Below are 26,193 nucleotides of genomic sequence, written 5' to 3' on the forward strand. Positions count from 1 at the left end.
GAAATAGTAATGAAGAATCAAAAGGGCCTCCTAATCATTTTCACAAGAAATCCTGAACCTGGAAAAGTAAAAAAACGCCTCGCAGCAAGAATTGGGGACTCTGCAGCGCTGGAACTGTATAAATTTCTACTGAAGCACACTTTTGAAGTGACAAAGGATATGTCCTGTGACAAGGTGATATACTATTCTGAATCAATTGAAAAAGAGGATATTTGGGACCACAATATTTTTCAGAAGAAAAAACAAAGCGGTAAAGATCTCGGGGAACGAATGAAAAATGCTTTTACAGAAGGTTTTGAAGCAGGATATTCCAACATTGTGATCATTGGCAGTGATCTGTATGACCTCCAAAAAGAGGATCTTGAAAAAGCATTTTCAAGCCTTTATAATTATGACTATGCGGTGGGACCTGCACAAGACGGGGGGTACTATTTATTAGGAATGAAATCCTTAAATTCGAAGTTATTCAGAAATAAGAAATGGGGAACCGATACAGTGTTGCAGGAAACGCTACAGGACCTTAAAAATGAACAACTAAAACTGCTTGAAGAACGGAATGATATTGACACTTATGAAGATTTAATTGAGCACCCCGAACTTCATCGAATAATAAAATATCCATGATAAAGGCATTAAAGGAAACAACAGAATTTTTACAAGCCAGAGGGTTTGAGGATCCGGAAATTGGGATCATCCTGGGTACAGGCCTGGGAAAACTGGTAGATGAACTCGAAATAATCTCTGAAGTTAGTTACAACCACATTCCCGGCTTTCCAACCGCTACGGTAGAATTTCATAAAGGAAAGCTCATTTATGGGAAACTGGACGATAAAAAGGTAGTGGTTATGGAAGGTCGATTCCATATTTATGAGGGATATACGCTTTGGGATGTCACCTTCCCGGTACGGGTAATGAAAAGGCTCGGCATCAAAAAACTACTGGTATCGAACGCTGCCGGCGCCATCAATCCGGATTTTAAAACAGGAGAGATCATGCTCATTGATGACCATATAAATTTGCAGGGAGGATCTCCTTTGGCGTTCCGGGGGGTTGAGCACCTGGGAACAAGGTTCACAGATATGAGTGCTCCTTACGACCAGGAGAGCGGAAGGATAATGCAGGAGATCGCTAAGGAAAATGATATCATCCTGCGAAAAGGCGTATATGCTTCTGTTGTAGGGCCCCAACTGGAAACCCGTGCAGAATACCGCTATCTTAGGATCATTGGTGCAGATGCTGTAGGAATGAGTACAGTTCCAGAAGTGATCGTGGCCAATCACCTGGGAATTCCGGTTGCTGCTGTTTCTGTTTTGACCGATGAATGCGATCCTGATGATCTGCAGCCGGTAAATATCCAGGATATTATTGAGGCGGCCGGTAAGGCAGAGCCCCAAATGATCACCCTCTTCAGGGAATTAATTAAAAGAATTGAGCTAAAACCGGTTTCGTAATGCAGGAGCATGTGGTCATTGTTGGAAATGGAATTGCCGGCATCACTGCTGCAAGGCATATTCGTCGCCTTTCTGATAAAAAGATAACCGTTATCTCTGGGGAGAATAAATATTTCTTTTCCCGCACAGCCCTGATGTATGTCTATATGGGTCACATGAAGTGGGAACATCTTGAACCTTATGAAGACTGGTTCTGGGAAAAGAACAGGATTGAATTAAAGGAAGCTTTTGTCGAAAAAATAGAAATCCATTCCAAAACCCTGATCCTTGATGGCGGGGAGAAAATGGCTTTTGATAAATTGATCCTGGCTACAGGATCTGTTCCCCGGAAGCTGGGCTGGGAAGGTCAGGATCTTAATGGAGTGCAGGGACTGGTATCCAAACAGGACCTGGAACTGCTGGAAGAGAATACGAGAAATTGCCGGCATGCTACGATCGTGGGCGGTGGACTCATTGGGATAGAACTCGCTGAAATGCTCCACACCCGAAATATTCCCGTGACTATGTTGATCAGGGAAGATTCCTTTTGGCGCAATGTCCTTCCAAAACAGGATGCCGAATTCATTTCCAGACACATTGAGAGCCATGGAATAGAATTGCAATACAATACAGAACTGGAATCCATTTCCGGAAAGAAAAAAGTGGAGGCCGTCAAAACCAAAAATGAGGAGCAAATAAAGACCGATATTGTTGGTTTAACTATGGGAGTGCAGCCAAATATTTCAATTTTAAAGGATTCAGAAATTGAAACTGATGTGGGAATTCTGGTCGATCCTTTGTTGAAAACCAATATTCAGGATATTTTTGCCATTGGCGACTGCGCCCAGCACCGGGAACCTGCAGTCGGAAGACAACCCATTGAAGCCGTGTGGTACACCGCCAGGATGATGGGAGAAACCGTGGCCCAGACCATCTGCGGAAATCCCTTTAAATACAATCCAGGAAACTGGTTTAACAGTGCAAAATTCTTTGAGATCGAATACCAGACTTACGGCCGGGTGTCGGCAAACCCTCTTGAAAACGAACAGCATCTTCATTGGGAACACCGGGATGGAAAAAAAGCAGTTACTATTGCATTTGAAAAAGACTCAGGTAGATTTCTGGGAATTAACACCTATGGCATTCGCATGAAACACGAGGTATTTGACAGGTGGCTCACTGAAGACCGACCTATAGAATATGTTCTGAAACATTTCAGGGAAGCTAATTTTGATCCCGAATTTTACGACAGGTATCACAAGGAAATTTTAAGTAGTTTCAGGAACGAACTTTTAAAAACACAGAATTAAAAAATATGGCCGGCGTTCAACACAACATGTCCCTAACCGGGGAACCTCCCAAAGGTCTTTCTGCTATCCAAAAAATAGCTACCGGACTGGGTTGGACGGGGATTTTCTTTTTATTTCTGAGCATCCTCAATGTTCCCCTGCCTTCTTTTTTTCTCTGGCTTTCTCTTGGTTTGATCGCCGCCGGAGTGGTAATCTTTGCCAATGACCAGTACCGCGGAAAACCTGCCGGGATAAAAAATGACGGGGTTTGGTTCAAATCCATGACCTCCCGTGGCGTAATCGCCTGGGGAGCCGGGATCCTTCTCACCCTTTTTTATATTGTTCTTTACTGGTATCCTGAATATCTGGGTTATAACTCAGACGGGGAAAATACCGGAATCGTCACCCTTTTTGACCCTTTGAGTAAAATGATCAGTGGAAATCCCGCTAATCAGTGGTTCGTTTACGGGACCCTGTACACGCTGGCCATTCTGGCTTTTGGATACAAATTCCTGCTGAAGTACCGCCACAATAAGTACGAAAGATTACGGACTTTCTCGGTCATGTTCTTTCAACTAGGTTTTGCTTTTCTGATCCCCGAGATCCTGGTACGCCTTAATCAGCCTTATTACAATCCCAATGTGATCTGGCCTCTTAATTATGACCTTTTCGCCGGGTACAAGCTTAACGAATTCTTCTCGGCGGGGAATGTAGGGATGATCATGCTGGGCTTCGGGCTCGCCTCTATTTTCCTGATCACTCCCGTGCTTACCTATTTCTACGGAAAGCGATGGTACTGTTCCTGGGTTTGCGGGTGTGGCGGTCTTGCCGAAACTGCCGGGGACCCTTACCGACATCTTTCTGATAAAACCCGGAAGAGCTGGATGCTCGAAAGATGGTTGATCCACACGATCCTCGTCCTTGTTGTGATCATGACCATTGCAGTGGTCTACAGCTTCCTCAATGAGAACCCGGGTCGTTACTGGCTTACTAAAGATGTTTTTTTGATAGGGTCGGCAGGATTTCTAACGCTGCTCTTTTCAGGGATCATGATCTTTAAAAGAGAACAACTGGCCAAAGACGCGAAGTATGGTGCAGTTGGTTTTTTTGTGATCGTGCTGGCGATCATAGGGTTATATTACTCCAGTGGCTACACTTATGGAAATCTACTGCGCGAGTGGTACGGTTTCTTAATTGGCGCAGCATTTTCGGGGGTGATAGGAGTAGGTTTTTATCCCATTTTCGGGAACCGGGTCTGGTGCCGGTTCGGCTGCCCCATGGCTGCGGTTTTAGGAATGCAACAGCGGTTGTTTTCCCGGTTCAGGATAACGACCAACGGTGGCCAGTGTATCTCCTGCGGAAATTGCTCTACCTATTGTGAAATGGGAATTGACGTAAGGGCTTACGCCCAAAAAGGGGAAAATATCGTACGCTCAAGCTGCGTAGGCTGCGGAATTTGTTCTGCAGTATGCCCACGTGGAGTGCTGAAACTGGAAAACGGACCTCTGGACGGAAGGATCAATGGCGATGCAGTCCTCCTTGGAAACGATGTGGACCTGCTCGATCTCATTCAGCAGCAGAAGCGGGACGCCCGGAGAGATGCCTAATTTTAGTTGAAAATAAAACGGTGCAATAAGCACCAAATTACAAGTACTAAATTCCAATTCTTGAATTCATGGCTGGAATCTTTTCCCGCTGATTGCACAGATTTCCGCGGAAATCTTCAATTTTAAATTTTAAATCCCGATTTTTCGAACTGCTTTATTTTTCTTTGTTGAATGCCGCTTATTAAAGTAATTATTCCGGCCCATAACGAGGCCGATTCCATTGGTAAGGTCATCAAAGACATCCCACAAATCGTGAATGAGGTGATCGTTGTGAGCAATAATTCTTCCGACGAAACTGAAGAAAATGCCCGTCTAGCCGGCGCAACAGTACTTTCTGAAAGGAGAAAAGGTTATGGTTTTGCCTGCCTTAAAGGAATGGAGTACATCGCTGCACAGCAGAAAACCCCCGGAATTATCGTATTTTTAGATGGCGATTACAGCGATTATCCCGAAGAACTTGAAAAAATTGTGGAACCCATTCTAACGCGTGACATCGACATGGTAATAGGTGCCCGCGTAAAAAGGTGGCGGGAGAAAGGAGCAATGACCTTTCCGCAGATATTCGGGAATTGGCTGGCAACGACTTTAATGAAATTATTTTTTAACGCCCGTTTTACCGATCTGGGACCCTTCAGGACGATCAAATATGAAAAACTGCTGGCCCTGGAAATGGAAGACAAGACCTATGGCTGGACGGTGGAGATGCAACTAAAAGCTTTAAAGAAAAACTATTCCTATGAGGAAGTCCCGGTTCATTACCGAAACCGGATTGGGGTTTCAAAGGTTTCTGGGACAGTAAAAGGTGCTTTTATGGCCGGGGTAAAGATCCTGGGGTGGATCTTTAAATACAGTTTTAAATGATGGATACTGCGATCCTTGTCTTGTTCACCCTTCTGCTGTTCTTTATCTTTCTGTACAGCCTGGTACAGCTACAGCTGCTTTTTAACTACCGGAAAAGCCGAAAAAAACATAAGACCCCGGAAAATTTTGATTTTTCCGATCCTTCCCGGGTCCCGTTTGTCACCATTCAGTTACCTCTTTATAATGAAAAACCGGTGGTGGAACGGCTACTTAAAAATATTGCTGAAATAGATTACCCTCCGGAAAGACTCGAAATTCAGGTGCTCGATGACTCCACAGATGATTCATTAAAACTCACCGCCGGACTGGTGGCTGAAATAGAGAATCGTGGTATCGACATAATCCATCTCTGCCGTTCTAACCGTGAAGGTTTCAAGGCCGGCGCGTTAAAGGAAGGATTAAAGTCCGCAAAAGGGGAGTTTATTGCCATTTTTGATTCCGATTTTCTTCCGAAGCAAGATTGGTTGAGAAAGACAATTCAGTGGTTTCAGGATGAAAAGATCGGCGTGGTACAAACTCGGTGGGGTCACCTCAACCGAAATTATTCCCTACTCACTAAACTGCAGGCTTTTTTACTGGATTTCCATTTTATTTTGGAACAAACGGGCAGAAATTCCGGCAAACATTTTATCAACTTTAACGGAACGGCGGGTATCTGGCGTAAGACATGCATACTGGATGCAGGCAACTGGACAGGGGATACCCTCACCGAGGATCTTGACCTGAGTTACCGCGCACAGCTCAAAGGCTGGAAATTCAAATATCTGGAAGAGGTGGAAACCCCGGCAGAACTTCCCATCACCATTTCTGCTGCTCGTTCCCAGCAATTCAGATGGAACAAAGGAGCTGCAGAGAATTTTCAGAAGAACTACCGGAAGTTACTTTTTGATAACAGATTTTCTGTTAGCACAAAGATCCACAGTTTTTTTCACCTGTTGAACAGCAGTTTATTCCTCCTGGTACTGCTGCTATCGGTACTGAGCGTTCCTGTGCTTTTTATTACTACAGGGGCAGAATATGAATTTTTTACCGGGATCATGTTGTTCTTCAGCATTAGTACCGTGATCTTTTTTCTTTCCTACTGGGTGACTTTCGCAAAGATTAATGGAAGTAGTTTCAGATCATTTCTTGAATTTTCCCTCCTCTTTTTCACCTTTTTCTCTATCGCCATGGGGTTTTCTGTGCATAACTCGGGAGCGGTGCTTGAAGGACATTTTGGAAGAAGAAGTGAATTCATCAGGACCCCGAAATTCAATCTGAGCGAAAAAGAAAGATTCTTAAAAAAAGAGCCTTCGAAGATTACATTTCAGTTGCTGCTGGAGTTCTCTTTAATGTTACTGTTTGCCTTCGCGATCTTTTCAGCATTTACATTAGAAAATTACCGACTGCTCCTTTTTCACCTGATGTTATTTTTTGGGTTTTCTTACGTGGTTTTGACTTCTTTAAATATTGCGTTCTGGAGACTTGACAGGTTTTCAAAACCCGTTAGGTCTGGGGGAAAATGAAACAATTACTTACCCTTCATAAGATCCCGCTTCTTCTTTTCCTGGCGTCCTGCGCCTTTTACTGGGCATTCGCCTTCGATCTGGACCGCACAGACCTTATTAAACTCTTCGGTCTCTATGGTGCTCTTTTCTTTCTGAGCTGGAAGCTGTTGCAGCTTGAAAAGGACAATTTTAAGCTATTGTTTGGAGCAGCCATCGTTTTCCGGCTGATCTTTCTTTTTGCGATGCCCAACTTGTCGCAGGATTTCTATCGCTTCATCTGGGATGGGAAACTCATGCTGCAGGGCATCAACCCTTACCTGGTCACGCCTGATGAATTCATAACGAATCCTCCCATAGAAGGCGCGAAGACTTTGTACAATAGCATGGGAGAACTCAGTGCCGGCAACCCGACGAATTACCCACCATTGAATCAGCTCTTCTTTGCCCTGGCTGCTCTTCTGGGCGGCAACAGCATCATTGGAGCGGTGGTGAGTTTGCGCCTCTTCATCATTGCAGCAGATGTGGGTATCTATTACTTCGGAAGGAATCTGCTTAAAAAACTAAACCTGCCTGAAAACCGTATTTTCTGGTATCTTTTAAATCCCTTCATCATTATTGAACTGACCGGAAACCTGCACTTTGAAGGAGTGATGGTGTTATTCCTGCTGGCTTCCCTCTATTTCCTGCAAATGAAAAAATGGGTTTTAAGCTCAATTCTTTTTGCCTGTTCTGTTTCGGTCAAGCTGATCCCGCTTCTTTTTCTTCCGCTACTGTTCAGGTATCTGAAACTAAAAAAAGCCCTCGCGTTTTACGGACTCACTTCCTTTTTTGTTCTGCTCTTTTTTCTGCCGTTCCTTTCCGAAGCATTTTTTACAAATTACACAGCCAGTGTTGGGTTATGGTTTCAAAAATTTGAATTCAATGCAAGTATTTATTACCTCATCAGGTGGATTGGCTTCCGGCTTCAGGGTTATAACATAATACATTTAGCCGGACCTGTCCTGGGTATCATCGTATTCCTGTTTGTGATCCTTCTGTCCTTCCATCGAAGGAATAAAAGCCTTCCCGGCCTGCTAACCTCCATGTTATTCAGCATAAGTGTTTACCTTTTCCTGGCCACCACGGTGCATCCATGGTACCTGGTCACTCCCCTGCTCATTTCGATCTTTACCGGGTACAGGTTTGTGCCGGTTTGGAGCCTTCTCATCGTACTGAGTTATTCCGCCTACGCCCATCCGGCTTTTGAGGAGAACCTATGGCTGGTCGCGCTGGAATATCTTGTGGTTTTTGGATTCATGGGATATGAGGTGTTTAAAAGAACGAAAAATCCAATTTTTCAAGCACCAAATTCCAGGAAGATCTAATCTGAACCTGCGGGAAATTATTCAATCATTTATGAAAATAAAAACTCCGGAAACTTTGCAGCTTCCGGAGTCTTCAAAAAATGTTTTTATGCCTTTGCTCTACATTTCGAGCAGGTAAGCAAAAACAAGCGGCGCGACAATTGTTGCGTCACTTTCAATAATGAATTTCGGGGTTTTGATGTCCAGTTTACCCCAGGTGATCTTTTCATTAGGTACTGCCCCGGAATAACTTCCGTAGCTGGTTGTGGAATCTGAGATCTGGCAGAAATAGCTCCAGAAAGGCGTATCTGTTCTTTCCATATCCTGGTAAAGCATCGGCACTACGCAGATAGGAAAATCTCCCGCAATACCTCCTCCAATCTGGAAGAAGCCAATTCCGTTCTTGGAATTCTCAGTATACCAGTCAGCCAGGTAGGTCATGTATTCGATACCCGATTTCATGGTGCTCGCCTTTAGCTCTCCTTTCATCACATAGGACGCAAAGATATTCCCCATAGTGCTGTCTTCCCAACCGGGAACCACCATTGGCAAATTCTTTTCGGCTGCGGCATACATCCAGGAATCTTTCAGATCGATCTCATAATATTCTTCCAAAGCGCCCGAGAGAAGTAATTTATACATGAATTCATGGGGGAAATAACGTTCTCCACTGGCTTCAGCATCTTTCCAGATCTTTACGATGTGCTGCTGAATTCTTCGGAAAGCTTCTTCCTCGGGAATACAGGTATCGGTAACCCGGTTTAGTCCCTGTTCCAGAAGGTCCCATTCATCCTGAGGAGTAAGGTCTCTGTATTCAGGGATCCTTTTATAGTGAGTATGGGCTACAAGGTTCATTACATCTTCCTCCAGGTTGGCCCCGGTACAGGAAATGATATGTACTTTATCCTGCCGTATCATTTCAGCAAAGATCTTCCCAAGTTCTGCAGTACTCATGGCGCCTGCCAGAGAAACCAGCATTTTAGAACCCTTCTCTAACTGTTCCTGATATCCCTTTGAAGCATCTACAAGAGCCGCTGCATTAAAATGTTTGTAATATTTTTCAAGAAATTCTGTAATCGCTCCTTTACTCATCTTCTTCGTCTTCGTGGTTATGGTTAAGATATTTAAATTTGTAGCTCAACATCTTGTAATATAATTTTGCGGCTAAAAAGTCTGAGGACTTTTCATTCTTATTTGGATTCAATTCAACAATATCAAAACCAACCACATTCTTTTTCTTAAACATCAGCTTAAGGAATTCCAGGGTTTCATACCAGAACATTCCTCCCGGTTCGGGTGTTCCCGTTGAAGGTAAAATGGAAGGATCAAAAGCATCCAGGTCGATGGTGATAAATACATTCGGCGTCATTTGCCCTATGGCGTCATCCATCCAGTCTTCGTAAAGATCATGAGCCCAGTATACCCGGTTCTCATCCATATGATCAAGTTCAGAAACATCCATTGAGCGAATCCCTACCTGGATCAGGTTGGTCTTCTTACTGGCTTCATGAACGGCACAGGCGTGATTACAGGAAGTACCTTCATACTCCGGGCGAAGATCTGCATGAGCATCGATCTGCACTACGGTAAGGTCTTGAAAACTTTCATTGAAAGCCCTTATCGTTCCAATGGAAACAGAATGTTCTCCCCCAAAAATGGTCACGAACTTTTCCTGCTTGATGTAATTTTTAACGGTCTTATGAACCGCTTCCACCATTTTCTCGGGTGAAGAATTCTCGGACACCGGAGGAGCAAGGTAAATCCCTTTTTTATAAACTTCAGTACGGGTCTCGATATCGAAAAGTTCCATATTCTCTGAAGCTTCCAGGAAGGCTTCGGGACCTTTATCGGCACCTTTACCCCAGGTACTTGTTCCATCATAAGGTACCGGGATCAAAACTACTTTAGCATCATCTATGCGTGCATACTTATCCGGGATACCGGCGTAATTCTTTTTGTTCATGACTAACCGTAATAATTACTTATTCTTTAAAAAATGTTGATTCAGATATTTAAAAATAACAAAAATTATCTCCTATTTACTTATAGCCCAGGATCTTTAAAAAATCTTTGGGTTCCTGCTGCTCACTGAACAGACTGGTTTTGATCTCCCCCTTCTTATTTTTTGTAATAAGGATCTGCTTGGGTTGGGGGATCAAACAATGCTGTAATCCGCCAAACCCGCCAATGGTATCCTGGTAAGCTCCTGTGTTGAAAAAGCCTATATACAGAGGTTTTTCTTTTTTGTACTTAGGAAGGTAGATCGCATTGGTATTCTGCTCACTGTTGTAATAATCATCACTATCACAGGTCAAACCGCCCAAAAGCACCCTCTCATATTCATCGTTCCAGCGGTTCACGGCGAGCATTACGAATTTTTTGCTGATCGCCCAGGTATCCGGAAGAGTGGTTATAAAAGAAGAGTTGATCATATTCCACTTCTCGCGGTCATTCTGCTGCTTTTGATACAGGATCTCATAGATAGCACCTCCGCTCTCTCCTACAGTGAAAGACCCAAATTCAGTAAAGATATTTGGAACATCAACTTCAGCATCCTCGCATGCCAGCTTTATCTGGTTCACGATCTCATCAACCATATATTCATAATCATACTCAAAGTGCAGGGAATTCTTTACGGGAAACCCTCCTCCAATGTTCAGGCTGTCTAAAGTTGGACAGATCTTTTTCAGGCTGATGTATACCTTCAAACATTTTAAGAGTTCGTTCCAGTAATATGCAGTATCACGAATTCCGGTATTGATGAAAAAGTGAAGCATTTTCAGCTCTACCTGATCATTATCCTTGATCTGTTTATTGAAGAAAGGGACAATGTTCTTATACCCTATCCCCAGCCTGGAAGTGTAAAATTCAAATTTCGGTTCTTCTTCTGAAGCTATTCTTATCCCAATCTGGAATTTATCATCTATAGCCTCTGAAAGCAGGTCGATCTCTTCATAATTATCAATGATAGGAATGCAGTTCTTGTGACCGTTATTGATAAGACGGGCTATATTAGATATATATAGATCCCTTTTGAATCCGTTACAGATCACATAAGTATCATCTGTAATCTTGCCACTCTTTTTAAGGCTCTCCACAATATTGATATCTACTGCAGCCGAAGTCTCTATATGAATATCATTCTTTAATGCTTCGTTCAATACATGTTCAAAATGTGAGCTTTTAGTACAATAGCAGTAGTTGTATGATCCCTGGTAGTTGTGCTTTTCTATCGCCTCTGCAAACCACTTTTTGGCTCTATTGATATTCTCAGAGATTTTTGGCAGGTAGGTGAATTTGAGCGGCGCTCCATATTCCCTTACCAACTCCATTAGATCTATTCCGTGGAACTGCAGATCACCGTCTTCAACTTGAAATTCCTCCTGGGGAAAATAGTAGGTTTGGTCTATTAAATTGATGTACTTAGTATTCAATTTCTTTTGAATCAAATTTAAAGGTTAAAAAGTAGAAATTATCGTGCAATGCCAAAAGAATTAGGTGATAAAACTTTGTTAAGGCTACCGAAGGACCCGGGGCTGTTAAGTTTAGCAGAATATAACCGAACTATGACCGCCGGTTTAGTATTTATCATTGTTTTAGCTTAGCTAAAGCAAATGTATTAAAAAGCCGGAAAGTTGCCGCTTTTTTTTGAGCAAAGCAGCAACTTTCCGGCTTATAAAAGTCTCCGTTGTAAAAACTTATTCCTCAGCAGGTTGAACCCTTCAAAAGAGAAGGGAGTTGATCACATATTCCCAAGATTAATGAGCTCCTGTTTGGTAAGGACTCTCCAGTGACCTCTGGGCAGATCTTTTTTGGTCAATCCGCCGTATATTACACGGTCAAGTTTGACAATTTCATAGTTAAGGCTCTTAAAAATACGCTGCACAATATGACTTTTTGTACTGCGGATTTCCAGTCCTACTTCCCGCTTCGGTTTATTCTCAACATAACTGATATCAGTAACCTTGGCAGTCCCATCCTCCAGGTTTACCCCTTCTTTGATCTTTTGCAGGTCATCATAGGCAAGGTCCTTATCCAGCTCCAGATGATAGATCTGGCGGATACCATTCTTGGGATTAGCCAGCTTCTTGGCCATGGTCCCGTCATTGGTGAACAAGATTAGACCTGTAGCCTGAGTGTCGAGTTTTCCAACGGGATCCAATTTTGATTTTGAAGCATTCGCTATTAAGTCCATCACCGTACGGTTCTTTTTCTCCAGACTTCCGGTCACGAAATAACCTTTAGGTTTATTCAAAAGCACATATTCAGGTTTTTCGGGAAGGATCTTACGGCCATCAAATTTCACCTCATCAGTTAGTTTAACCTTATAACCCATTTCAGTGATCACTTTTCCGTTTACCGTCACACTTCCGGCAGATATATAAATATCGGCATCTCTTCGGGAGCAGATCCCGGAGTTGGCAATATATTTATTAAGACGCATGCCATCAGATTTTTTTTCGCTCTGCTTCGCCTTAGCAGGCGCATTCCCTTTTGACATCTCTTTAGGATCCTTTTCATTTCGGTTCACCGGGGCATTTCCGCGGGCATGGGATTTCTTACGATCTCCTCCACCTTGCCTTCCGCTGCTCGTCCTGCCGGAAGACTTGTCGCCTCTGCTCCCAGATGACCTGTCATTTCTACTCATAATACTATTTTATTTTGTGCAAAGATAAGAGTTTGTTCAACAATAAAGATTTTAAATGAATTATGCTGAAGGGCTGAAGAATAAAATGGAATTTTTCCGAAGAAAAATTTTAATACACCCTGCTAAGAAGAGCTTCAATATCGATCAAGAGAATACTGAAAACTCCGCCAACAATGATAAATTTCAACAGGTTGTGCAGTAGCAGGTATTGCCACTTCGCTTTGCTGAAGTAAAGAATTAGCAGAAAGATAAAAAGCAAAAAGAACACGCCGTAAAAGAAAATGTCCATCTTTCCAATTTCAAAGTATCTAATTAGCAGGTAAACCGGCACGAAAGATATCACAGAAAGTCCCGTAAGTAACCTCTTGCTCAGCTTTTCACCGTAAACTATTGGAATGGTGCGGTACCCCTGCACGAGATCTCCTTTCATATTTTCAAGATCTTTCACCAGTTCCCGCATCACGATAATGAGATAAAGAAAAGTAGCATGTACAAAGATTACGGTCTCAAAATTCTTGTAATAAACGAAAACGGCGAAAAAAGGAGTAATGGTAAGAACTGAGGCGACCAGATTATTGACGAAAAGTATCTTTTTAAGCCGGTGGGAATAGAACCAGATCACGAAGATATAGATCGAAAAAAACACAACGGCCCTAAAGGAAACGTAGCTGGCAAAAAAAATACCTGCCAGATTCAGGATAAAATAGACTGAAAGTTTGGTGCGCTGACTTACAAACCGGTCCAGCATAGTCTTCTGCGGACGGTTGATCAGATCTTTTTCGCTGTCGTAAAAATTATTGATAATGTACCCCGCTGCCACTACAGAGGCTGTGGATAGTACCAGGAAGAAAAGATTAGGATCGAACAAAACCTGTCCCAAAGGGTATTCGGGTGCAAGTATGAACATTGAGGTAAGATACTGGGCAATAACAAGCACAAGGATGTTATAGCCTCTTACAACCGATATAAAACTTAAGATCTTGAGTAGAAGTCGTTTTTTTGAAAGGGTGGCCATCGCTTTTTTAGAAGTTGTAGACCACTTCCAGACGATAATCCTTCAACGTTTTTCTTGCTTTATCAATGTCTTCGGTAAACCCCAATATATAACCGCCCCCGCCCGAGCCGCAAAGCTTGAGATAGTATTCATTGGTTTCGATTCCCTTCTGCCAAAGTTTGTGGAACTGGGCAGGTATCATAGGCTTAAAGTTATCGAGTACAACGTGAGACAGTTTCTTAATGTTCCCAAAAAGGGATTTCACGTCTCCTTTAAGGAAGTCATCCACACACGCATCTGTATGTTTTACGAACTGGTCTTTCAGCATTTTCCTGAAAGGCTCCTGTTTCATATTCTCCATAAAGATATTCACCATAGGTGCCGTCTCACCGACAGATCCGCTGTCAAGTAAAAATACAGCTCCCTTTCCGTTTCGGGTTTGTGAAGGGATCCCGGCAGGCTCAATATTGTCTTTCGAATTAATAAGTATCGGAATGCTTAAATAAGAGTTCAATGGGTCCAAACCAGAGGATTTTCCGTGGAAGAAAGATTCCATTTCCCCGAAAATCTCTTTGAGTTTAAGAAGTTTTTCACGGGTAAGGTTTTCAAGAACTGTGATCTTTTCCAGGGCGTACTCATCATAAATGGCCGCTACCAGGGCACCGCTGCTTCCCACTCCATATCCCTGCGGAATGCTGGAATCAAAATACATCCCTTTTTCAATATCCCTGTTAAGCTCTTCCATATTGAACTTTACAAGGGAAGGATTCCCTTCCTGCAAAGTTTGAAGGTAAGTGGCAAAACGCCTCAGACTGCTGTTGGATCTCCTGGCTTCTTCGGAAGGATCTTCGTCCACCTTCAAAGCACCGTTATAGAAGTTATAAGGTATAGATAAACCTTTGGAATCCTTGATGATTCCGTATTCTCCGAAAAGAAGGATTTTAGAATAAAATAAAGGTCCTTTCATAGCGATCTGCATTAGGCACAGTAAAGATAACAATTTTTCCTCACCAGGGGTTTCAATTAAGAATGCAAATATACAACTTCCTAATTACCAGAGATTATCAAATCAAATTTTAAGCCAATTGTTTGGCTCCTTTCCCAACCTTATCGGTAATATATTGCCCATTCTGGCAATACTGAAGCAATTCTGTTTGGATAAAATCCAGACTCTCTTTTTTCTCCTTTTCAGGGTACAATAAATGAACATTTGCTCCCGCATCAAGTGTGAAACAAAGATGCAGTCCTGTTCTCTCCCTGAAATCGAAAACTTTATTTATTATTTCAAGCGTATTTGGTTTCATTAGCAGGAAATACGGCTGACTCGTCATCATCATGGCGTGGAGGGTGAGGGCCTCACTTTCCACGGTTTTAATGAATGCGGAAAGATCCCCGGTCTCAAAGACCTCTTTCAGAAGATCAAGATTTTCATGAGCCTGTTGAAAACGTTTTTCAGCAAAGGGATGACCGTTCATAAGGTCGTGTCCCAGTGTACTGCTTACCTGTTTCTCTCCCTTGTCTACCATTAAAATGGTGTCCTGGTAATTTTTGAAGTTCTCATGGACCTGATGTGTATATTTCACACCATACAAATCACTGCTGCCCAAAATACCATTGTGTTCACCCCACGCTACCAGCTCACCTTCTATACTCCGACAGGCACTCCCCGATCCCAGTCGGGCCAGAAATGAGGCTTTTCGGGTGAAATATTCTTCAGGCATCGTTGGATCAAGTTTTTTTTCAAGGCTCATGAGGCACAGGGCCAAAGCACTCATCCCGCTAGCCGAAGACGCGATCCCGCTACTATGCGGAAAGGAATTGGAAGTTTCTATTTTGAAAGAGTAGTCTTTCAGAAAAGGCATATATTCTTCAATCCTTTCAAAGAACTTCTGGATCTTGGGCCTGAAGGATTCCTTCCTTTCCCCTTCAAAGAATAATTCGAATTCAAAACTATCTGATTTTTCCCTTTTTTGAAAGTGCAGGGTGGTGGTGGTCTGGCAGGAATCGAGTGTAAAACTGATAGAAGGATTTGCAGGTATCTGGTTTTCCTTTTTCCCCCAGTATTTTACCAGCGCAATATTACTTGGGCTCTGCCAGGTAACTTTTCCTTCCTCTACCACTGCGGAATACTCCTTCGGAATAAAATCTTTTTCGGTCATCCTTAAAGTTTGAGCAAAGATAGATTTTCTGTCTTATTCTGTCATCGCTCTGGCGGCAAGAAATCCTCCGGTCCAGGCATTCTGAAAATTGAAGCCGCCGGTAATGGCATCGATGTTCAGCACTTCTCCTGCCAGGAACAGGTTTTTACAGAGTTTGCTTTCAAAGGTTTTAAAGTTCACCTCCTTGAGCTCTACGCCCCCTGCGGTGACAAATTCTTCCTTAAAAGTACTTTTGCCGTGCACCTGAAAAATTCCGGAAGTGAGTTGTGAAGCCAGATTTTCCAGCTGTTGTTTGTTGAGATCGGCCCACTTTTCTTCTTCTGAAATGCCCGAAGCGGTCACCAGGCTCTGCCATAATCGTTTGGGAAGTCCGAATTGCGGATTTTTAAAAGGCTGCTGTTTCCTTTGTTCTTTTTTATTCTCCTGAAGGGTTTGGAAAACTTCTTCTGAAGCAAAATCCGGAATCCAGTTCACTTCGATCTCAAAATTCTTCCGGTTGCTCAATTCTCTGGCGCCCCATGCAGATAGTTTGAGAATGGCAGGCCCGCTCATTCCCCAATGAGTGATGAGAAGAGGTCCTTCAGTGGTCAGTTTTTCTTTCCTGATGTTGACACGAGCATGAGTCGCCACTCCCGGAAGGTCTTTGATCCTTTTATCGGTTATATTGAAGGTGAACAGCGAAGGAACCCCGGGAATTATGGTATGACCCAGATCTTCGAGTATCTTCCACATTTTTGGATTGCTGCCTGTGGCCACCAGCAATTTTTCTGCAGTGAATTTTTCCTGCGAAGTATTGATCTCCCAGCGACCACCTTTTCTTGTGATCTCCTGCACTGCCCGCTTGGTCAGGACTTTTATCCCCAGTCTTTGGGTTTCTTCCATAAAGAGATCGATGATGGTTTGGGAAGAGTTGGACTCGGGGAACATTCGTCCGTCCTCCTCGATCTTCAGCGGTACTCCCCTTTTTTCAAACCATTCTATGGTATCCCCGGTCATAAAGGAGTGGAAGGGTCCTCTGAGTTCTTTTTCACCCCGGGGATAGTTGCGGGTAAGTTCCTTCGGAAGGAATTCGGCATGGGTCACGTTGCACCGACCACCACCGGAGATGCGAACCTTAGTAAGCACCTCTTTTCCCCTTTCCAGAATAGTAATTCTTGCTGAAGTGTTCATTTCCGCAGCATTGATGGCCGTGAAGAATCCGGCGGCACCACCTCCTACAATAATAATATCCTGATCTATTCTCTTCTGCCCCTCCAAAAATGATGTTTTTTAATTCGGCTTCAAAGGTATTCAAAAATAGGAAAGCAGGCGCCCCCCTTAATCTTTGTAAAGACGACGCTAAATTCTTCTTAAACAGGGATTTCAAAAAGGATCACTTCAATAACTTTAAGTTTTAAAAAAGTGAATTATGGGCAAACCTAAGAACCTCCCGAAGCAGGAGCAGAAGAAACAACCGGGCAAGGAGCGAAAAATGCATCCTGAGCCTGAGGTAATACGAAAGAACTATAAGGGAAGTGGAAAATTAAAAGGTAAAATCGCCCTGATAACCGGCGGTGATAGCGGAATAGGCCGCAGTGTAGCCGTTCATTTCGCAAAAGAAGGCGCTAAAGTGGCGATCGTTTACCTCAACGAGGACGAAGATGCACTGGAGACGAAAAAGATGGTGGAAAAAGCAGGTTCAGAATGCCTCATTATTGAAGGCGACCTCAAGGAAGAGAAATTCTGCAGGAAGATCGTAAAAGATACCATTAAGAAGCTTGGAGGATTAAATATTCTTGTCAATAATGCCGCCATGCAATTCCCTAAGGAGAAACCGGAAGAGGTAACTTCCAGCCAGGTGAGAAAGACGTTCGAGACCAATATTTATCCTTATTTCTTTACGGTGAACGAAGCACTGAAACATTTGAAGGAGGAAGATACAATCATTAATACCACATCTGTAACCGCCTACCGTGGTAGTGAGCATCTACTGGATTATTCCAGCACCAAAGGGGCTATCACTTCTTTTACCCGTTCCCTTTCAAAAATGCTGGCCGAAAGGAACATCAGGGTAAATGGGGTGGCTCCGGGCCCAATCTGGACTCCGCTGATCCCCGCCTCTTTTGATGACCAACAGGTGGCCGAATTCGGGAAGAAAGTGCCCATGGGCCGGGCAGGACAACCCAGTGAAGTTGCACCGGCTTATGTTTTCCTTGCTTGTGAAGACAGCAGCTATATTACAGGACAGATCATCCACGTCAACGGTGGGGAAATAGTAGGAGCATAGATGCTGGGCTGGACAGAGATCCTGGGGCTGGTGGCCGGTATCTTTACCACGGCTGCGGTCACTCCGCAAATATGGAAAGCCTGGAAAACCAAAGAAGTGGAAGATGTTTCCATAGGAATGTATTTGGTGCTGATCACCGGACTGGCCTTGTGGCTGGTTTACGGGATCATCACCAGCGATATTCCCATCATCGCTACCAACGGAACAGCTTTCGCCCTCAATACCTTCATGTTGTACCTCATCTTCAGGTACCAAGAGAAAGATTAGCCTGAATTTTGGCGGGGTGTTAATCTTACCTAAATTTCAACTAAGGGAATCTTAAACTAATTGTTTTCAGAAGGTTCAGCCTTTATTTTTACCAAAAAGCAACAAATGCCACAAGTTAAAACCGCTGCAGATGCAGTCTCCTCCAAAGCTGATTTCAATGAATTCATACTGGGAAAAGACCATCCATGTATAATGGCCCAGACCGTCTTTAGTATGGATAAGGTGGATTTTCATGAGTACGAAGATTTCGGTTCAAGGGAAACCGCGAAGTTCATCCTGGAGGACCTCAAAAAATATATTTCCGGTTACGATTTTGAATCCAACGATTTCCTCACCTTTCTGGTTGCCTTCAAAGGTAGAAAAGATTATTCCGAAGAGGAATTTGAAAAACTTCTTTGGCAACAGCTTCAATATTTGCACGAGGAAGATGACTCCCCCTGGGATGAAGCGGTAGGCTCTGATCCCGAAAGCGGAAATTTCAGCTTTAGCCTTGGCGGACGGGCCTTCTATATGGTAGGGCTGCACCCCAACAGTTCGAGGAAGGCGAGGCAGGCACCCTACCCTGCGCTCGCTTTCAACCTGCACTGGCAATTCGAAAAGCTTCGGGAAATGGGAAGTTATGACACGGTAAGGAGCAAGATAAGGGAACGGGATATTGAACTGCAGGGAGAGATCAATCCTATGCTGGCCGATTTTGGAGAGAAATCTGAAGCCCGACAATACAGCGGCCGAAAAGTTGGAGAAGATTGGAAATGTCCTTTTCACAATAAGAAATAGTACATGTTCCAACCCGATAAATATCAGAAAAAAGACCGGCAGTATATTTTCGACTTTATCAAAGCTCATCCTTTTGCCACTTTTGTCATAAAAGGCAAGGAATTGCTCGCTACGCACATTCCCATTTTGCTTAAAGGCAATGCGGAAAATTTTATACTTTACGGACATATTGCCGAAGCCAACGAACAATACAGGCACCTCAAAAATGAGCTGGAAGGATTACTTATCTTTCACGGCGCACAGGGATATGTTTCTTCGTCCTGGTATAAAAACGTTGATATTAGTACCTGGGATTATTCGGCAGTACATGTGAATGTGAACCTGAAAATTCAGTCGCGGGAGGAACTGGTGGAATCTTTAAAGAACCTGGTACACCGGTTTGAAAAAGATCAGGACGATCCTGTTTATTATGAAGACCTTCCGGAGGAAATGATCGAAGATCACCTTCCTATGATCACGGGCTTTTGGTGTGAACCCACCAAAATTCAGGCTATTGCCAAATGGCACCAGGGGTATGACAAAGATGATATACATTCGGTTACCCGGCATCTCGAAATGCGCGGGGATCCCTTATCTTCGGAATTAAGTAAAAATATTAAAAAAGAACATGGAACAGGTAATTGAGAAGCAGACAGGCCGGGCTTTCAGGCTTCAAAAAGGACAAAAACTGAAGATTATTGATCCGCAGGGGGAACAGGTAAGCGATATGGTGCTTTTTAATGCTGAAGATCCCCGCGAGAAGATCTCCTCAGGAAAAACACTCGACTTTGAGGAATCCATCCTTATCACCAAAGGCAATTTTTTGTGGAGCAACCGCAGCCGTAGAATGATGGAGATCCTGGAGGACACGAATGGCCGAAATGATTTCTTACTGGCCCCTTGCAGTCCTGAGACCTTCCAGATCATGTACGACAATCCTGACTATCATCCCAGCTGCTTTGAAAATCTGTACACCAACCTAAAACCTTTTGGAATCGAACCAGATGACGTGCCCACGGCCTTCAATATTTTTATGAATGTGCAGTTTGATGAGAAAGGAAAATTAAGTGTGGATCCACCCCTGAGTAAAGCCGGGGACCATGTATTGTTTGAAGCGAAAATGGACCTTATTGTTGCCCTTACCGCCTGCTCTGCAGAAGACAGCAATAATGGCAGTTTTAAGCCCATTCACTATGAAATTATTGAATAGGCGAGGAAGATCAGATCTGAGAAAAAAGATATTGAAAGTATACCACGAACAGTACACAAAGGATTAAGACTGCCAAAATAACAATCTTGTTTGTTCTTGATTTCATGAACCATGGATTAATGAAATAAATGTATTGATTAAGCTATACCCTACAAGGAAATTAACAAAGGTTATAGATTTATTCCGGGAGCAAATCGATTAAATTCACTTTTTAACGACAAACAGCATCCAGGGATTCTAATTAAAGCTTTCTTCCTTAGATTTGGATCGCTTACTTCTAAACCTGATATTCAGCATTTCAATGATCAGGGAAAAGAATACAGCAAAGTAGATATAACCTTTAGGAACGTGATACTGCAAGCCTTCCATGACCAGCATGAACCCTATAAGAATAAGGAATGAAAGGGCAAGGATCTGTATGGTGGGATACCTGTTCACGAAATCGCCTATGGCTTTGGCAAAGATCATCATAACGATTATGGAAACGATAACCGCAATTACCATTAATATGATCTCATCTGTCAAACCTACTGCCGTTAGAATTGAATCAAAAGAAAAGATAAGATCGAGCATCACAATTTGCAGTATGGCATAACCAAAGGTGGTGACCTTTTTTATCTCCTGCTCATGTTCTGTTCCTTCTACTTTTGAATGTATCTCCAGAATAGATTTCACCAGCAGGAATATTCCTCCTGCGGCCAGAATGATATCCCTCCAGCTAAAATCGTAATTAAAAAGAGACATTACCGGCTGGGTCAGGCCAATGAGCCAGGTGATACTAAGGAGTAACAGAATACGCATCACCAAAGCCAGCGAAAGGCCTCCAATTCTTGCTTTTTTCTGCTGTTCTTCCGGTAGCTTTCCAGCGACAATAGAAATAAAAATGATGTTATCAATACCCAGAACGATCTCCATGAAAGTAAGGGTAAGAAGTGCGACCCAGGTGTCGACCTGCAGAAATATTTCCATATTACCGGTTGGTTTGGTAACCTGAAGGTAATATTTTAAATAAAAATCAAATTCCTTTCTTAGAAAAAATTAAGAGTAAGCTATTTTTTTAGGTCGTAGGTTCCGGCCGTTGTTCAACTTCTGCAAGCATGGGTTCGTTAACTTTCATCTGGCGAAGCTTTTTGATCTCTCTGATCATGAGAATCGAGATGAGCAGAGCCACCAACAGTAGTCCGGCAAAAAAATACAGGGTTCCGTTATAGTTGCTGGTCACCGTTCGGGCCCATGCTGCAAACAAAGGCCCTGCCATACCGGCGGCGGCCCAGGCTGTAAGGATATAACCGTGAATAGCCCCCAGTTGTTTGGTGCCGAAAACATCCCCAATATATGCCGGTACAGTGGCGAATCCTCCGCCGTAACAGGACATGATCACGAAAATAAGGACCTGGAAAAGGATTGCATTGGTTACTCCGGGAAGTAAAAAGAACGCGACGATCTGGATGGCAAAAAAGATGCTGTAAATAGCCGGCCGGCCAATCCTGTCTGATAATGATGCCCAACCTATGCGGCCTACGCCATTGAACAACCCCATTATTCCCACCATAGTGGCGGCGGCAACTACCGTAAGCCCGGCATATTCCTGGGCCATTGGGGAAGCTACAGAGATGATCGCTATTCCGCAGGAAATATTAATGAAAAGCATTAACCACAGGTACCAAAACCTCCGGGTCCTTACTGCCTCATTGGCCGTCAACTGTGACAGGTCCTGCCTAAACTTTCTCTTTCCGGAATCAATAGTAGCTTTAAAACCTTCCGGCAACCAATCCGCCAGAGGGGGAGCCAGATAAAGGGAAGAAAGAAGCATAATAATAAAATAAGCGCCTCCCATGATAAAAAACGTATTTGCTATACCTACAGTACCTATTAAATAAACGATAATCGGGCTGCTTAGCAGGGCGGCGAATCCAAAACCCATAATAGCCAGTCCGGTAGCTAACCCCCTCCTATCCGGAAACCATTTTACCAGGGTGGAGACCGGAGTAATGTAACCGAGCCCCAGGCCAATTCCTCCAAATACGCCATAAAAGAGATATAAGAGGTAAAGAGATTCCAGGTAGATGGCCAGGCCCGAGCCGGCGATCCCTATTCCGAAAAAGGTAGCTGCCAGTAATCCTGATCTTCGGGGGCCTTTTCTTTCAAGATAATGCCCTAAAAAGGCAGCCGAGATCCCGAGGAAAAAAATGGCAAGGCTAAAGGTGAACTGAGTGTCTTTAAGGTCCCAGCCAAACTGGTTAATGAGAGGTTTTGTGTATACACTCCAGGCGTAGACAGATCCTATAGAAAGGTGGATACCAACTGCAGAAGCGGCAATAAGCCAACGATTTTTTACTTTCTCCATGCCTTCAGATTTTGGCCTGTAAAGGAATGGTAAAAAGTACTATTAAAATATGACCGCAGTCACCTGTGAAAAATCAATGTGTTTTGGCAGGAGCCTTAAAAAGGTTCTTTTCCTTGATCATCGCTGTAGTCTTTGGCGGCAGCATATCTTCCCAGCCACTACGGCCCTCGGAGATCATTTCGTATACTTCCCGGGATTGAATATCAAGGATCGCGGGATCATAGTCTGTAATGTCTACCACGCGCCCGTTTTGTTTAAAGAACTTGTACAACTCTTTCATTCGTGGATGTACCTTAAGGTTCTCACTGGTAATTATTTCCCCGGTGTCAGGATCTTTAAGAGGCTGAAGATAGATCTTGAGGTCCTTAAAGAACAATTTCCCGAAGGCTTCTAGGATACCTCCGCTTAAATGCCTGTAATATTTTTCATCAAAAATATCCAGGAAGGTATTCACTCCCATGGTGAGGCCCATCCTTTCACTGGTATGTTGGGCAAAATATTCAACCACTTTATAGTATTCCTGAAAATTGGAGATCATTACCGTTTGTCCCAGGGAACCTAACAAGTCTGCACGGTCAAGGAAATCTTTTTCATCGATCTCTCCCTCTGCCCTTAAATTGGAAAGAGTGATCTCAAAGATCACCACTGCTCTCTCCTTTTCCACCTTCTTCTCTTTAAGGAACAGCTCAAGGGATTTTTCATACATGTTCATATGGACTTTGGTAACCGGCCTGAAGCTTCCCCGTAGGGTAAGGATGTTCTTTTTATAAAGTAAACTTGCCGGTAAAATATTATTCCCGTCCGGTGCGAACATTATGGCATCGGTCATGTCGTTCTTCACCAGCTGCAGACTCATTAGCCTGTTATCAACCTGCTCAAAAAGTGGCCCTTTGAAATTGATGGTATCTATTTCCAGCCTGTCTGTACTTATATGATCATAAAGACTTTTCAGAAGAAGTTTTGGATCATCATAAAAATAAAAGGCACCATAAATAAGGTTGACTCCCAAAACCCCAAGGGTCAACTGCTGATGCACTGCCGTGTTCTCGTGAAACTGAATATGGATCAGGATCTCACTGTATTCCTGCCTCGGCTCCACCTGAAACCTGATCCCTAGCCAGCCATGCCCCTTGTATTTCTTGGCAAAATCTATGGTAGCTACCGTATTGGCATAGGTAAAAAAAAGTTTATCGGGATGTTTCTCCCGGGAGATCCGTTCTTCAATAAGCTTGCTTTCAATATCAAGCATGCTCATCAATCGGGCCTCGGTTACATATCTTCCCTGGGGTTCGGGTCCATAGATCGCATCGCTAAAATCCTTGTCATAGGCACTAAGGGTTTTCGCGACCGTAGCCGAAGCATCTCCCGAACGAAAAAAATGCCGCACCGTCTCCTGTCCCGCTCCTATTTCAGCGAAGGTGCCGTAAATATTCTTGTTCAGGTTTAGTCTTAAAGCTTTGTTCTTTACCGAAGGAGGTCCTCCTTCAAACTCCTGCTCTTTTATAACCATACCAGCTGCAGATTTAAAACGATGAACTATAAAGATATACGTTTAATTACAAAGACAACGTTATGAGAATATTAAACTCCATTACGAAGCAATAAAACAATATTAGTTCAGCCTAGAGAGCATTCCGGGCACTTCAGATCAAAAGATAAATCAGCCGTAATTTCTACTTAAGCAGGCACCGCTTCGGGATAATATTTTTTCCGAAGCCAGAACGCGACTCTAACCAGTAAAATTAATGCAGGTACCTCTACCAACGGACCAATCACCCCGGCAAAAGCCTGCCCCGAATTTAACCCGAAAACAGCAATAGCTACCGCAATGGCCAGCTCGAAATTATTTCCGGCGGCAGTGAAAGCTACCGCCGCATTTTTGTCATAATCAGCCCCCATCATCTTTGTTACAAAAAATCCTATAAGGAACATAAGAGCGAAGTAAATGAGGAGTGGAATGGCTATGAGTACCACATCCATTGGTATTTCTACGATCATTTCTCCCTTTAGAGAAAACATCACGACTATTGTGAAAAGGAGCGCAATAAGCGTAAGCGGGGAAATAGCCGGAATAAAGGTTTCAGAATACCATTTTTCACCTTTGTATTTAACTACGAGCCAGCGGGTAAGGATCCCCATGAGGAAAGGGAGACCAAGATAAATGGCGACGCTTTCAGCAATTGTTGCTATAGAAATATCCACAATGGCACCTTCAAATCCGAAGTACGGGGGAAGGACGGTGATGAATAACCATGCATAGAAACTATAGGCGAAAACCTGGAAAATACTGTTAAGGGCGACAAGTCCTGCGCCGTATTCGCTGCTTCCTTCTGCCAGGTCATTCCACACCAGTACCATGGCGATACAGCGTGCAAGTCCTATAAGAATAAGACCTACCATATATTCCGGGTGATCCTGAAGGAAAGTTATGGCAAGAATGAACATCAGAACAGGACCAATGATCCAGTTTAGCACCAGGGAGATACTTAATATTTTCACATTTCTGAACACCTTTGGTAAAAGCGAATAATTCACTTTAGCCAGTGGAGGATACATCATTAGGATCAAACCGATAGCAATGGGAATATTTGTTGAGCCACTGCTCATCTCATTCAGCCTTACAGGAAAAGAAGGAACAAAGAAACCAATAGCGACTCCAACGGCCATCGCTATAAAGATCCAAAGGGTAAGATAACTGTCGAGAAAATTTAATTTTTTTTGTTTCAGTGTGCTCATTACTAATATCCGTTTCTTAGGTGTTCTGCGTAAGCATTGGGTAGTCTGCTTTCTTCCACGGCTTTTGCCGCTTTCTCTATGTCATATTCAAACCTGATAAATTGAGGTTTTATGCTGTCTTTGTCCAGTATCGAAGCGTTTTCGTTTATCTCCAGCAATACATAGCAGCCGCGGTTATCGCTGTCCTTTGGCTTTCCGATTGAACCCAGGTTGATCGCGTGCCTGTAATGCGGGTTTTCCTCTTCTCCGGAATTTAAAATTCGGTGATAAGGTTTATGCGTGTGACCAAAGCACATGATATCGGCATCAGCCTTTTCTAATATTCTTAAAAGGCATTTTTCATCCCTGTCTTCAAACAGGTATTCATTGATCTTGCGCGGACTTCCATGTACCAACAGCAGATTAAGCTTTTCCTCATTCAGCTTAAATTCTATCCTGATGTGTGCCGGAAGACTTCTGAGGTAGGCCCGGTTTTTTTCTGAGATCAAATCGTTGGTAAGGGAAATGGATATAGCCCCATTAGCTTTTTCCACATCGGTTTTGTAGGCGCAGCCACAGTCGTCGCTGTTTCTGCCAATTCCGAAATCGTAATTCCCTGCGATAGTAGGTATGTTTCTTTTTCTTATTTCTTCGCTAACTTCGTTTGGCCAGATATTATAACCCACGAGATCTCCCAGGCAATAAATTGAATCTACATCCCGCTTTTCCACATCAGTGAAAAATGCTTCCAAGGCAGGGAGGTTAGCGTGTACATCGCTGAATAGCGCAATTTTCATAAGGAAATACAAAATTG

The 26,193-nt window shown here is 43.3% G+C and carries 25 protein-coding genes; 12 read left to right on the forward strand and 13 right to left on the reverse strand.

What is annotated here, in order from left to right; translation table 11 throughout:
- Window positions 1-9: 9 nt before the first annotated feature.
- From ACFSTG_RS03620 to mptB, 7 genes are all read left to right on the forward strand, one after another.
- Entirely contained in the window at window positions 10-624 is a 615-nt protein-coding gene (locus ACFSTG_RS03620) for a TIGR04282 family arsenosugar biosynthesis glycosyltransferase (RefSeq protein WP_380748566.1), read from the forward strand.
- Window positions 621-1,451, forward strand: a complete 831-nt coding sequence (locus ACFSTG_RS03625) for a purine-nucleoside phosphorylase (RefSeq protein ID WP_380748568.1) — start codon at window positions 621-623, stop codon at window positions 1,449-1,451. The genes ACFSTG_RS03620 and ACFSTG_RS03625 overlap by 4 nt, the downstream gene beginning before the upstream one ends.
- Complete coding sequence (locus tag ACFSTG_RS03630) at window positions 1,451-2,740, forward strand: NAD(P)/FAD-dependent oxidoreductase (protein WP_380748570.1); 1,290 nt, start codon at window positions 1,451-1,453, stop codon at window positions 2,738-2,740. The genes ACFSTG_RS03625 and ACFSTG_RS03630 overlap by 1 nt, the downstream gene beginning before the upstream one ends.
- A gap of 5 nt (window positions 2,741-2,745) precedes the next feature.
- Window positions 2,746-4,326 carry a 4Fe-4S binding protein gene (locus tag ACFSTG_RS03635; RefSeq protein WP_380748572.1) on the forward strand — a complete coding sequence of 527 codons (1,581 nt, stop codon included), beginning with the start codon at window positions 2,746-2,748 and terminating at the stop codon, window positions 4,324-4,326.
- 171 nt (window positions 4,327-4,497) lie between these two features.
- On the forward strand, window positions 4,498-5,187 hold the full coding sequence (locus ACFSTG_RS03640) for a glycosyltransferase family 2 protein (protein WP_380748574.1): 690 nt from the start codon (window positions 4,498-4,500) through the stop codon (window positions 5,185-5,187).
- Window positions 5,187-6,692: a cellulose synthase family protein gene (locus ACFSTG_RS03645; protein WP_380750788.1), complete on the forward strand. Its 1,506-nt coding sequence runs from the start codon at window positions 5,187-5,189 to the stop codon at window positions 6,690-6,692. Before ACFSTG_RS03640 ends, ACFSTG_RS03645 begins: the two co-directional genes overlap by 1 nt.
- Entirely contained in the window at window positions 6,689-8,038 is a 1,350-nt protein-coding gene (gene mptB / locus ACFSTG_RS03650) for a polyprenol phosphomannose-dependent alpha 1,6 mannosyltransferase MptB (RefSeq protein WP_380748576.1), read from the forward strand. Before ACFSTG_RS03645 ends, mptB begins: the two co-directional genes overlap by 4 nt.
- A 99-nt stretch (window positions 8,039-8,137) precedes the next feature.
- Here mptB and ACFSTG_RS03655 read toward each other — a convergent pair whose 3' ends face one another.
- The 8 genes from ACFSTG_RS03655 to ACFSTG_RS03690 form a co-directional block, all read right to left on the reverse strand.
- Window positions 8,138-9,109, reverse strand: coding sequence for a deoxyhypusine synthase family protein (locus ACFSTG_RS03655; protein ID WP_380748578.1), 972 nt, complete (start codon window positions 9,107-9,109; stop codon window positions 8,138-8,140).
- Window positions 9,102-9,980: an agmatinase gene (gene speB, locus ACFSTG_RS03660; RefSeq protein ID WP_380748580.1), complete on the reverse strand. Its 879-nt coding sequence runs from the start codon at window positions 9,978-9,980 to the stop codon at window positions 9,102-9,104. The genes ACFSTG_RS03655 and speB overlap by 8 nt, the downstream gene beginning before the upstream one ends.
- A gap of 76 nt (window positions 9,981-10,056) precedes the next feature.
- Window positions 10,057-11,451 (reverse strand): arginine decarboxylase, encoded by a 1,395-nt coding sequence (locus ACFSTG_RS03665; protein ID WP_380748582.1) that lies wholly within the window; start codon window positions 11,449-11,451, stop codon window positions 10,057-10,059.
- Window positions 11,452-11,759: 308 nt separating this feature from the next.
- The gene (locus ACFSTG_RS03670; protein WP_380748584.1) at window positions 11,760-12,665 is read right to left on the reverse strand and encodes a pseudouridine synthase; all 906 of its coding nucleotides are present in this window, start codon (window positions 12,663-12,665) and stop codon (window positions 11,760-11,762) included.
- Between the two features lie 109 nt (window positions 12,666-12,774).
- Window positions 12,775-13,680, reverse strand: a complete 906-nt coding sequence (locus ACFSTG_RS03675; RefSeq protein WP_380748586.1) for a geranylgeranylglycerol-phosphate geranylgeranyltransferase — start codon at window positions 13,678-13,680, stop codon at window positions 12,775-12,777.
- A gap of 7 nt (window positions 13,681-13,687) precedes the next feature.
- Entirely contained in the window at window positions 13,688-14,626 is a 939-nt protein-coding gene (locus tag ACFSTG_RS03680; protein WP_380748588.1) for a mevalonate kinase family protein, read from the reverse strand.
- A 109-nt stretch (window positions 14,627-14,735) separates the two neighbouring features.
- Entirely contained in the window at window positions 14,736-15,818 is a 1,083-nt protein-coding gene (locus ACFSTG_RS03685; RefSeq protein ID WP_380748590.1) for a diphosphomevalonate/mevalonate 3,5-bisphosphate decarboxylase family protein, read from the reverse strand.
- 33 nt (window positions 15,819-15,851) lie between these two features.
- Complete coding sequence (locus ACFSTG_RS03690; protein ID WP_380748592.1) at window positions 15,852-17,075, reverse strand: BaiN/RdsA family NAD(P)/FAD-dependent oxidoreductase; 1,224 nt, start codon at window positions 17,073-17,075, stop codon at window positions 15,852-15,854.
- Window positions 17,076-17,226: 151 nt separating this feature from the next.
- On the opposite strand from ACFSTG_RS03690, the gene ACFSTG_RS03695 reads away from it, so the two are divergent.
- The 5 genes from ACFSTG_RS03695 to ACFSTG_RS03715 all read left to right on the forward strand — a co-directional run bounded on the left by ACFSTG_RS03695 (window position 17,227) and on the right by ACFSTG_RS03715 (window position 20,317).
- Window positions 17,227-18,084: an SDR family oxidoreductase gene (locus ACFSTG_RS03695; RefSeq protein ID WP_380748594.1), complete on the forward strand. Its 858-nt coding sequence runs from the start codon at window positions 17,227-17,229 to the stop codon at window positions 18,082-18,084.
- A complete protein-coding gene (locus ACFSTG_RS03700) occupies window positions 18,085-18,351 on the forward strand; it encodes a SemiSWEET family sugar transporter (RefSeq protein ID WP_380748596.1) in 267 nt (88 codons plus the stop codon).
- Window positions 18,352-18,456: 105 nt separating this feature from the next.
- Window positions 18,457-19,128, forward strand: a complete 672-nt coding sequence (gntA, locus tag ACFSTG_RS03705; RefSeq protein ID WP_380748598.1) for a guanitoxin biosynthesis heme-dependent pre-guanitoxin N-hydroxylase GntA — start codon at window positions 18,457-18,459, stop codon at window positions 19,126-19,128.
- 3 nt (window positions 19,129-19,131) lie between these two features.
- A complete protein-coding gene (locus ACFSTG_RS03710) occupies window positions 19,132-19,752 on the forward strand; it encodes an FMN-binding negative transcriptional regulator (protein WP_380748600.1) in 621 nt (206 codons plus the stop codon).
- Window positions 19,736-20,317 carry a DUF1989 domain-containing protein gene (locus ACFSTG_RS03715; RefSeq protein ID WP_380748602.1) on the forward strand — a complete coding sequence of 194 codons (582 nt, stop codon included), beginning with the start codon at window positions 19,736-19,738 and terminating at the stop codon, window positions 20,315-20,317. The genes ACFSTG_RS03710 and ACFSTG_RS03715 overlap by 17 nt, the downstream gene beginning before the upstream one ends.
- Before the next feature lie 237 nt (window positions 20,318-20,554).
- Here the strand turns inward: ACFSTG_RS03715 and ACFSTG_RS03720 are convergent, their stop codons facing one another.
- The 5 genes from ACFSTG_RS03720 to ACFSTG_RS03740 all read right to left on the reverse strand — a co-directional run bounded on the left by ACFSTG_RS03720 (window position 20,555) and on the right by ACFSTG_RS03740 (window position 26,176).
- Window positions 20,555-21,286 carry a TerC family protein gene (locus ACFSTG_RS03720; RefSeq protein ID WP_380748604.1) on the reverse strand — a complete coding sequence of 244 codons (732 nt, stop codon included), beginning with the start codon at window positions 21,284-21,286 and terminating at the stop codon, window positions 20,555-20,557.
- A gap of 88 nt (window positions 21,287-21,374) precedes the next feature.
- Window positions 21,375-22,664 (reverse strand): L-lactate MFS transporter, encoded by a 1,290-nt coding sequence (locus ACFSTG_RS03725; protein ID WP_380748607.1) that lies wholly within the window; start codon window positions 22,662-22,664, stop codon window positions 21,375-21,377.
- 73 nt (window positions 22,665-22,737) lie between these two features.
- Window positions 22,738-24,174, reverse strand: coding sequence for a TonB-dependent receptor (locus tag ACFSTG_RS03730; RefSeq protein WP_380748609.1), 1,437 nt, complete (start codon window positions 24,172-24,174; stop codon window positions 22,738-22,740).
- Window positions 24,175-24,341: 167 nt separating this feature from the next.
- The gene (gene arsB / locus ACFSTG_RS03735; RefSeq protein ID WP_380748611.1) at window positions 24,342-25,400 is read right to left on the reverse strand and encodes an ACR3 family arsenite efflux transporter; all 1,059 of its coding nucleotides are present in this window, start codon (window positions 25,398-25,400) and stop codon (window positions 24,342-24,344) included.
- Between the two features lie 2 nt (window positions 25,401-25,402).
- Complete coding sequence (locus ACFSTG_RS03740; RefSeq protein WP_380748613.1) at window positions 25,403-26,176, reverse strand: metallophosphoesterase family protein; 774 nt, start codon at window positions 26,174-26,176, stop codon at window positions 25,403-25,405.
- Window positions 26,177-26,193: the final 17 nt, after the last annotated feature.

Origin of the sequence: Salinimicrobium flavum (genome assembly GCF_042684505.1) — a bacterium.
In the GTDB taxonomy this organism is placed as follows: domain Bacteria; phylum Bacteroidota; class Bacteroidia; order Flavobacteriales; family Flavobacteriaceae; genus Salinimicrobium; species Salinimicrobium flavum.

What these genes read in the sequence shown, in the direction of transcription:
- speB (WP_380748580.1), bottom strand. Translation starts at nt 9,980, where the DNA reads ATGAACAAAAAGAATTACGCCGGTATCCCGGATAAGTATGCACGCATA.
- ACFSTG_RS03620 (WP_380748566.1), top strand. Translation starts at nt 10, where the DNA reads ATGAAGAATCAAAAGGGCCTCCTAATCATTTTCACAAGAAATCCTGAA.
- ACFSTG_RS03630 (WP_380748570.1), top strand. Translation starts at nt 1,451, where the DNA reads ATGCAGGAGCATGTGGTCATTGTTGGAAATGGAATTGCCGGCATCACT.
- ACFSTG_RS03710 (WP_380748600.1), top strand. Translation starts at nt 19,132, where the DNA reads ATGTTCCAACCCGATAAATATCAGAAAAAAGACCGGCAGTATATTTTC.
- ACFSTG_RS03670 (WP_380748584.1), bottom strand. Translation starts at nt 12,665, where the DNA reads ATGAGTAGAAATGACAGGTCATCTGGGAGCAGAGGCGACAAGTCTTCC.
- ACFSTG_RS03715 (WP_380748602.1), top strand. Translation starts at nt 19,736, where the DNA reads ATGGAACAGGTAATTGAGAAGCAGACAGGCCGGGCTTTCAGGCTTCAA.
- ACFSTG_RS03685 (WP_380748590.1), bottom strand. Translation starts at nt 15,818, where the DNA reads ATGACCGAAAAAGATTTTATTCCGAAGGAGTATTCCGCAGTGGTAGAG.
- mptB (WP_380748576.1), top strand. Translation starts at nt 6,689, where the DNA reads ATGAAACAATTACTTACCCTTCATAAGATCCCGCTTCTTCTTTTCCTG.
- ACFSTG_RS03700 (WP_380748596.1), top strand. Translation starts at nt 18,085, where the DNA reads ATGCTGGGCTGGACAGAGATCCTGGGGCTGGTGGCCGGTATCTTTACC.
- ACFSTG_RS03640 (WP_380748574.1), top strand. Translation starts at nt 4,498, where the DNA reads ATGCCGCTTATTAAAGTAATTATTCCGGCCCATAACGAGGCCGATTCC.
- ACFSTG_RS03645 (WP_380750788.1), top strand. Translation starts at nt 5,187, where the DNA reads ATGGATACTGCGATCCTTGTCTTGTTCACCCTTCTGCTGTTCTTTATC.
- ACFSTG_RS03675 (WP_380748586.1), bottom strand. Translation starts at nt 13,680, where the DNA reads ATGGCCACCCTTTCAAAAAAACGACTTCTACTCAAGATCTTAAGTTTT.
- ACFSTG_RS03635 (WP_380748572.1), top strand. Translation starts at nt 2,746, where the DNA reads ATGGCCGGCGTTCAACACAACATGTCCCTAACCGGGGAACCTCCCAAA.
- gntA (WP_380748598.1), top strand. Translation starts at nt 18,457, where the DNA reads ATGCCACAAGTTAAAACCGCTGCAGATGCAGTCTCCTCCAAAGCTGAT.
- ACFSTG_RS03740 (WP_380748613.1), bottom strand. Translation starts at nt 26,176, where the DNA reads ATGAAAATTGCGCTATTCAGCGATGTACACGCTAACCTCCCTGCCTTG.
- ACFSTG_RS03725 (WP_380748607.1), bottom strand. Translation starts at nt 22,664, where the DNA reads ATGGAGAAAGTAAAAAATCGTTGGCTTATTGCCGCTTCTGCAGTTGGT.
- ACFSTG_RS03625 (WP_380748568.1), top strand. Translation starts at nt 621, where the DNA reads ATGATAAAGGCATTAAAGGAAACAACAGAATTTTTACAAGCCAGAGGG.
- ACFSTG_RS03730 (WP_380748609.1), bottom strand. Translation starts at nt 24,174, where the DNA reads ATGGTTATAAAAGAGCAGGAGTTTGAAGGAGGACCTCCTTCGGTAAAG.
- ACFSTG_RS03655 (WP_380748578.1), bottom strand. Translation starts at nt 9,109, where the DNA reads ATGAGTAAAGGAGCGATTACAGAATTTCTTGAAAAATATTACAAACAT.
- ACFSTG_RS03680 (WP_380748588.1), bottom strand. Translation starts at nt 14,626, where the DNA reads ATGAAAGGACCTTTATTTTATTCTAAAATCCTTCTTTTCGGAGAATAC.
- ACFSTG_RS03695 (WP_380748594.1), top strand. Translation starts at nt 17,227, where the DNA reads ATGGGCAAACCTAAGAACCTCCCGAAGCAGGAGCAGAAGAAACAACCG.
- arsB (WP_380748611.1), bottom strand. Translation starts at nt 25,400, where the DNA reads ATGAGCACACTGAAACAAAAAAAATTAAATTTTCTCGACAGTTATCTT.
- ACFSTG_RS03720 (WP_380748604.1), bottom strand. Translation starts at nt 21,286, where the DNA reads ATGGAAATATTTCTGCAGGTCGACACCTGGGTCGCACTTCTTACCCTT.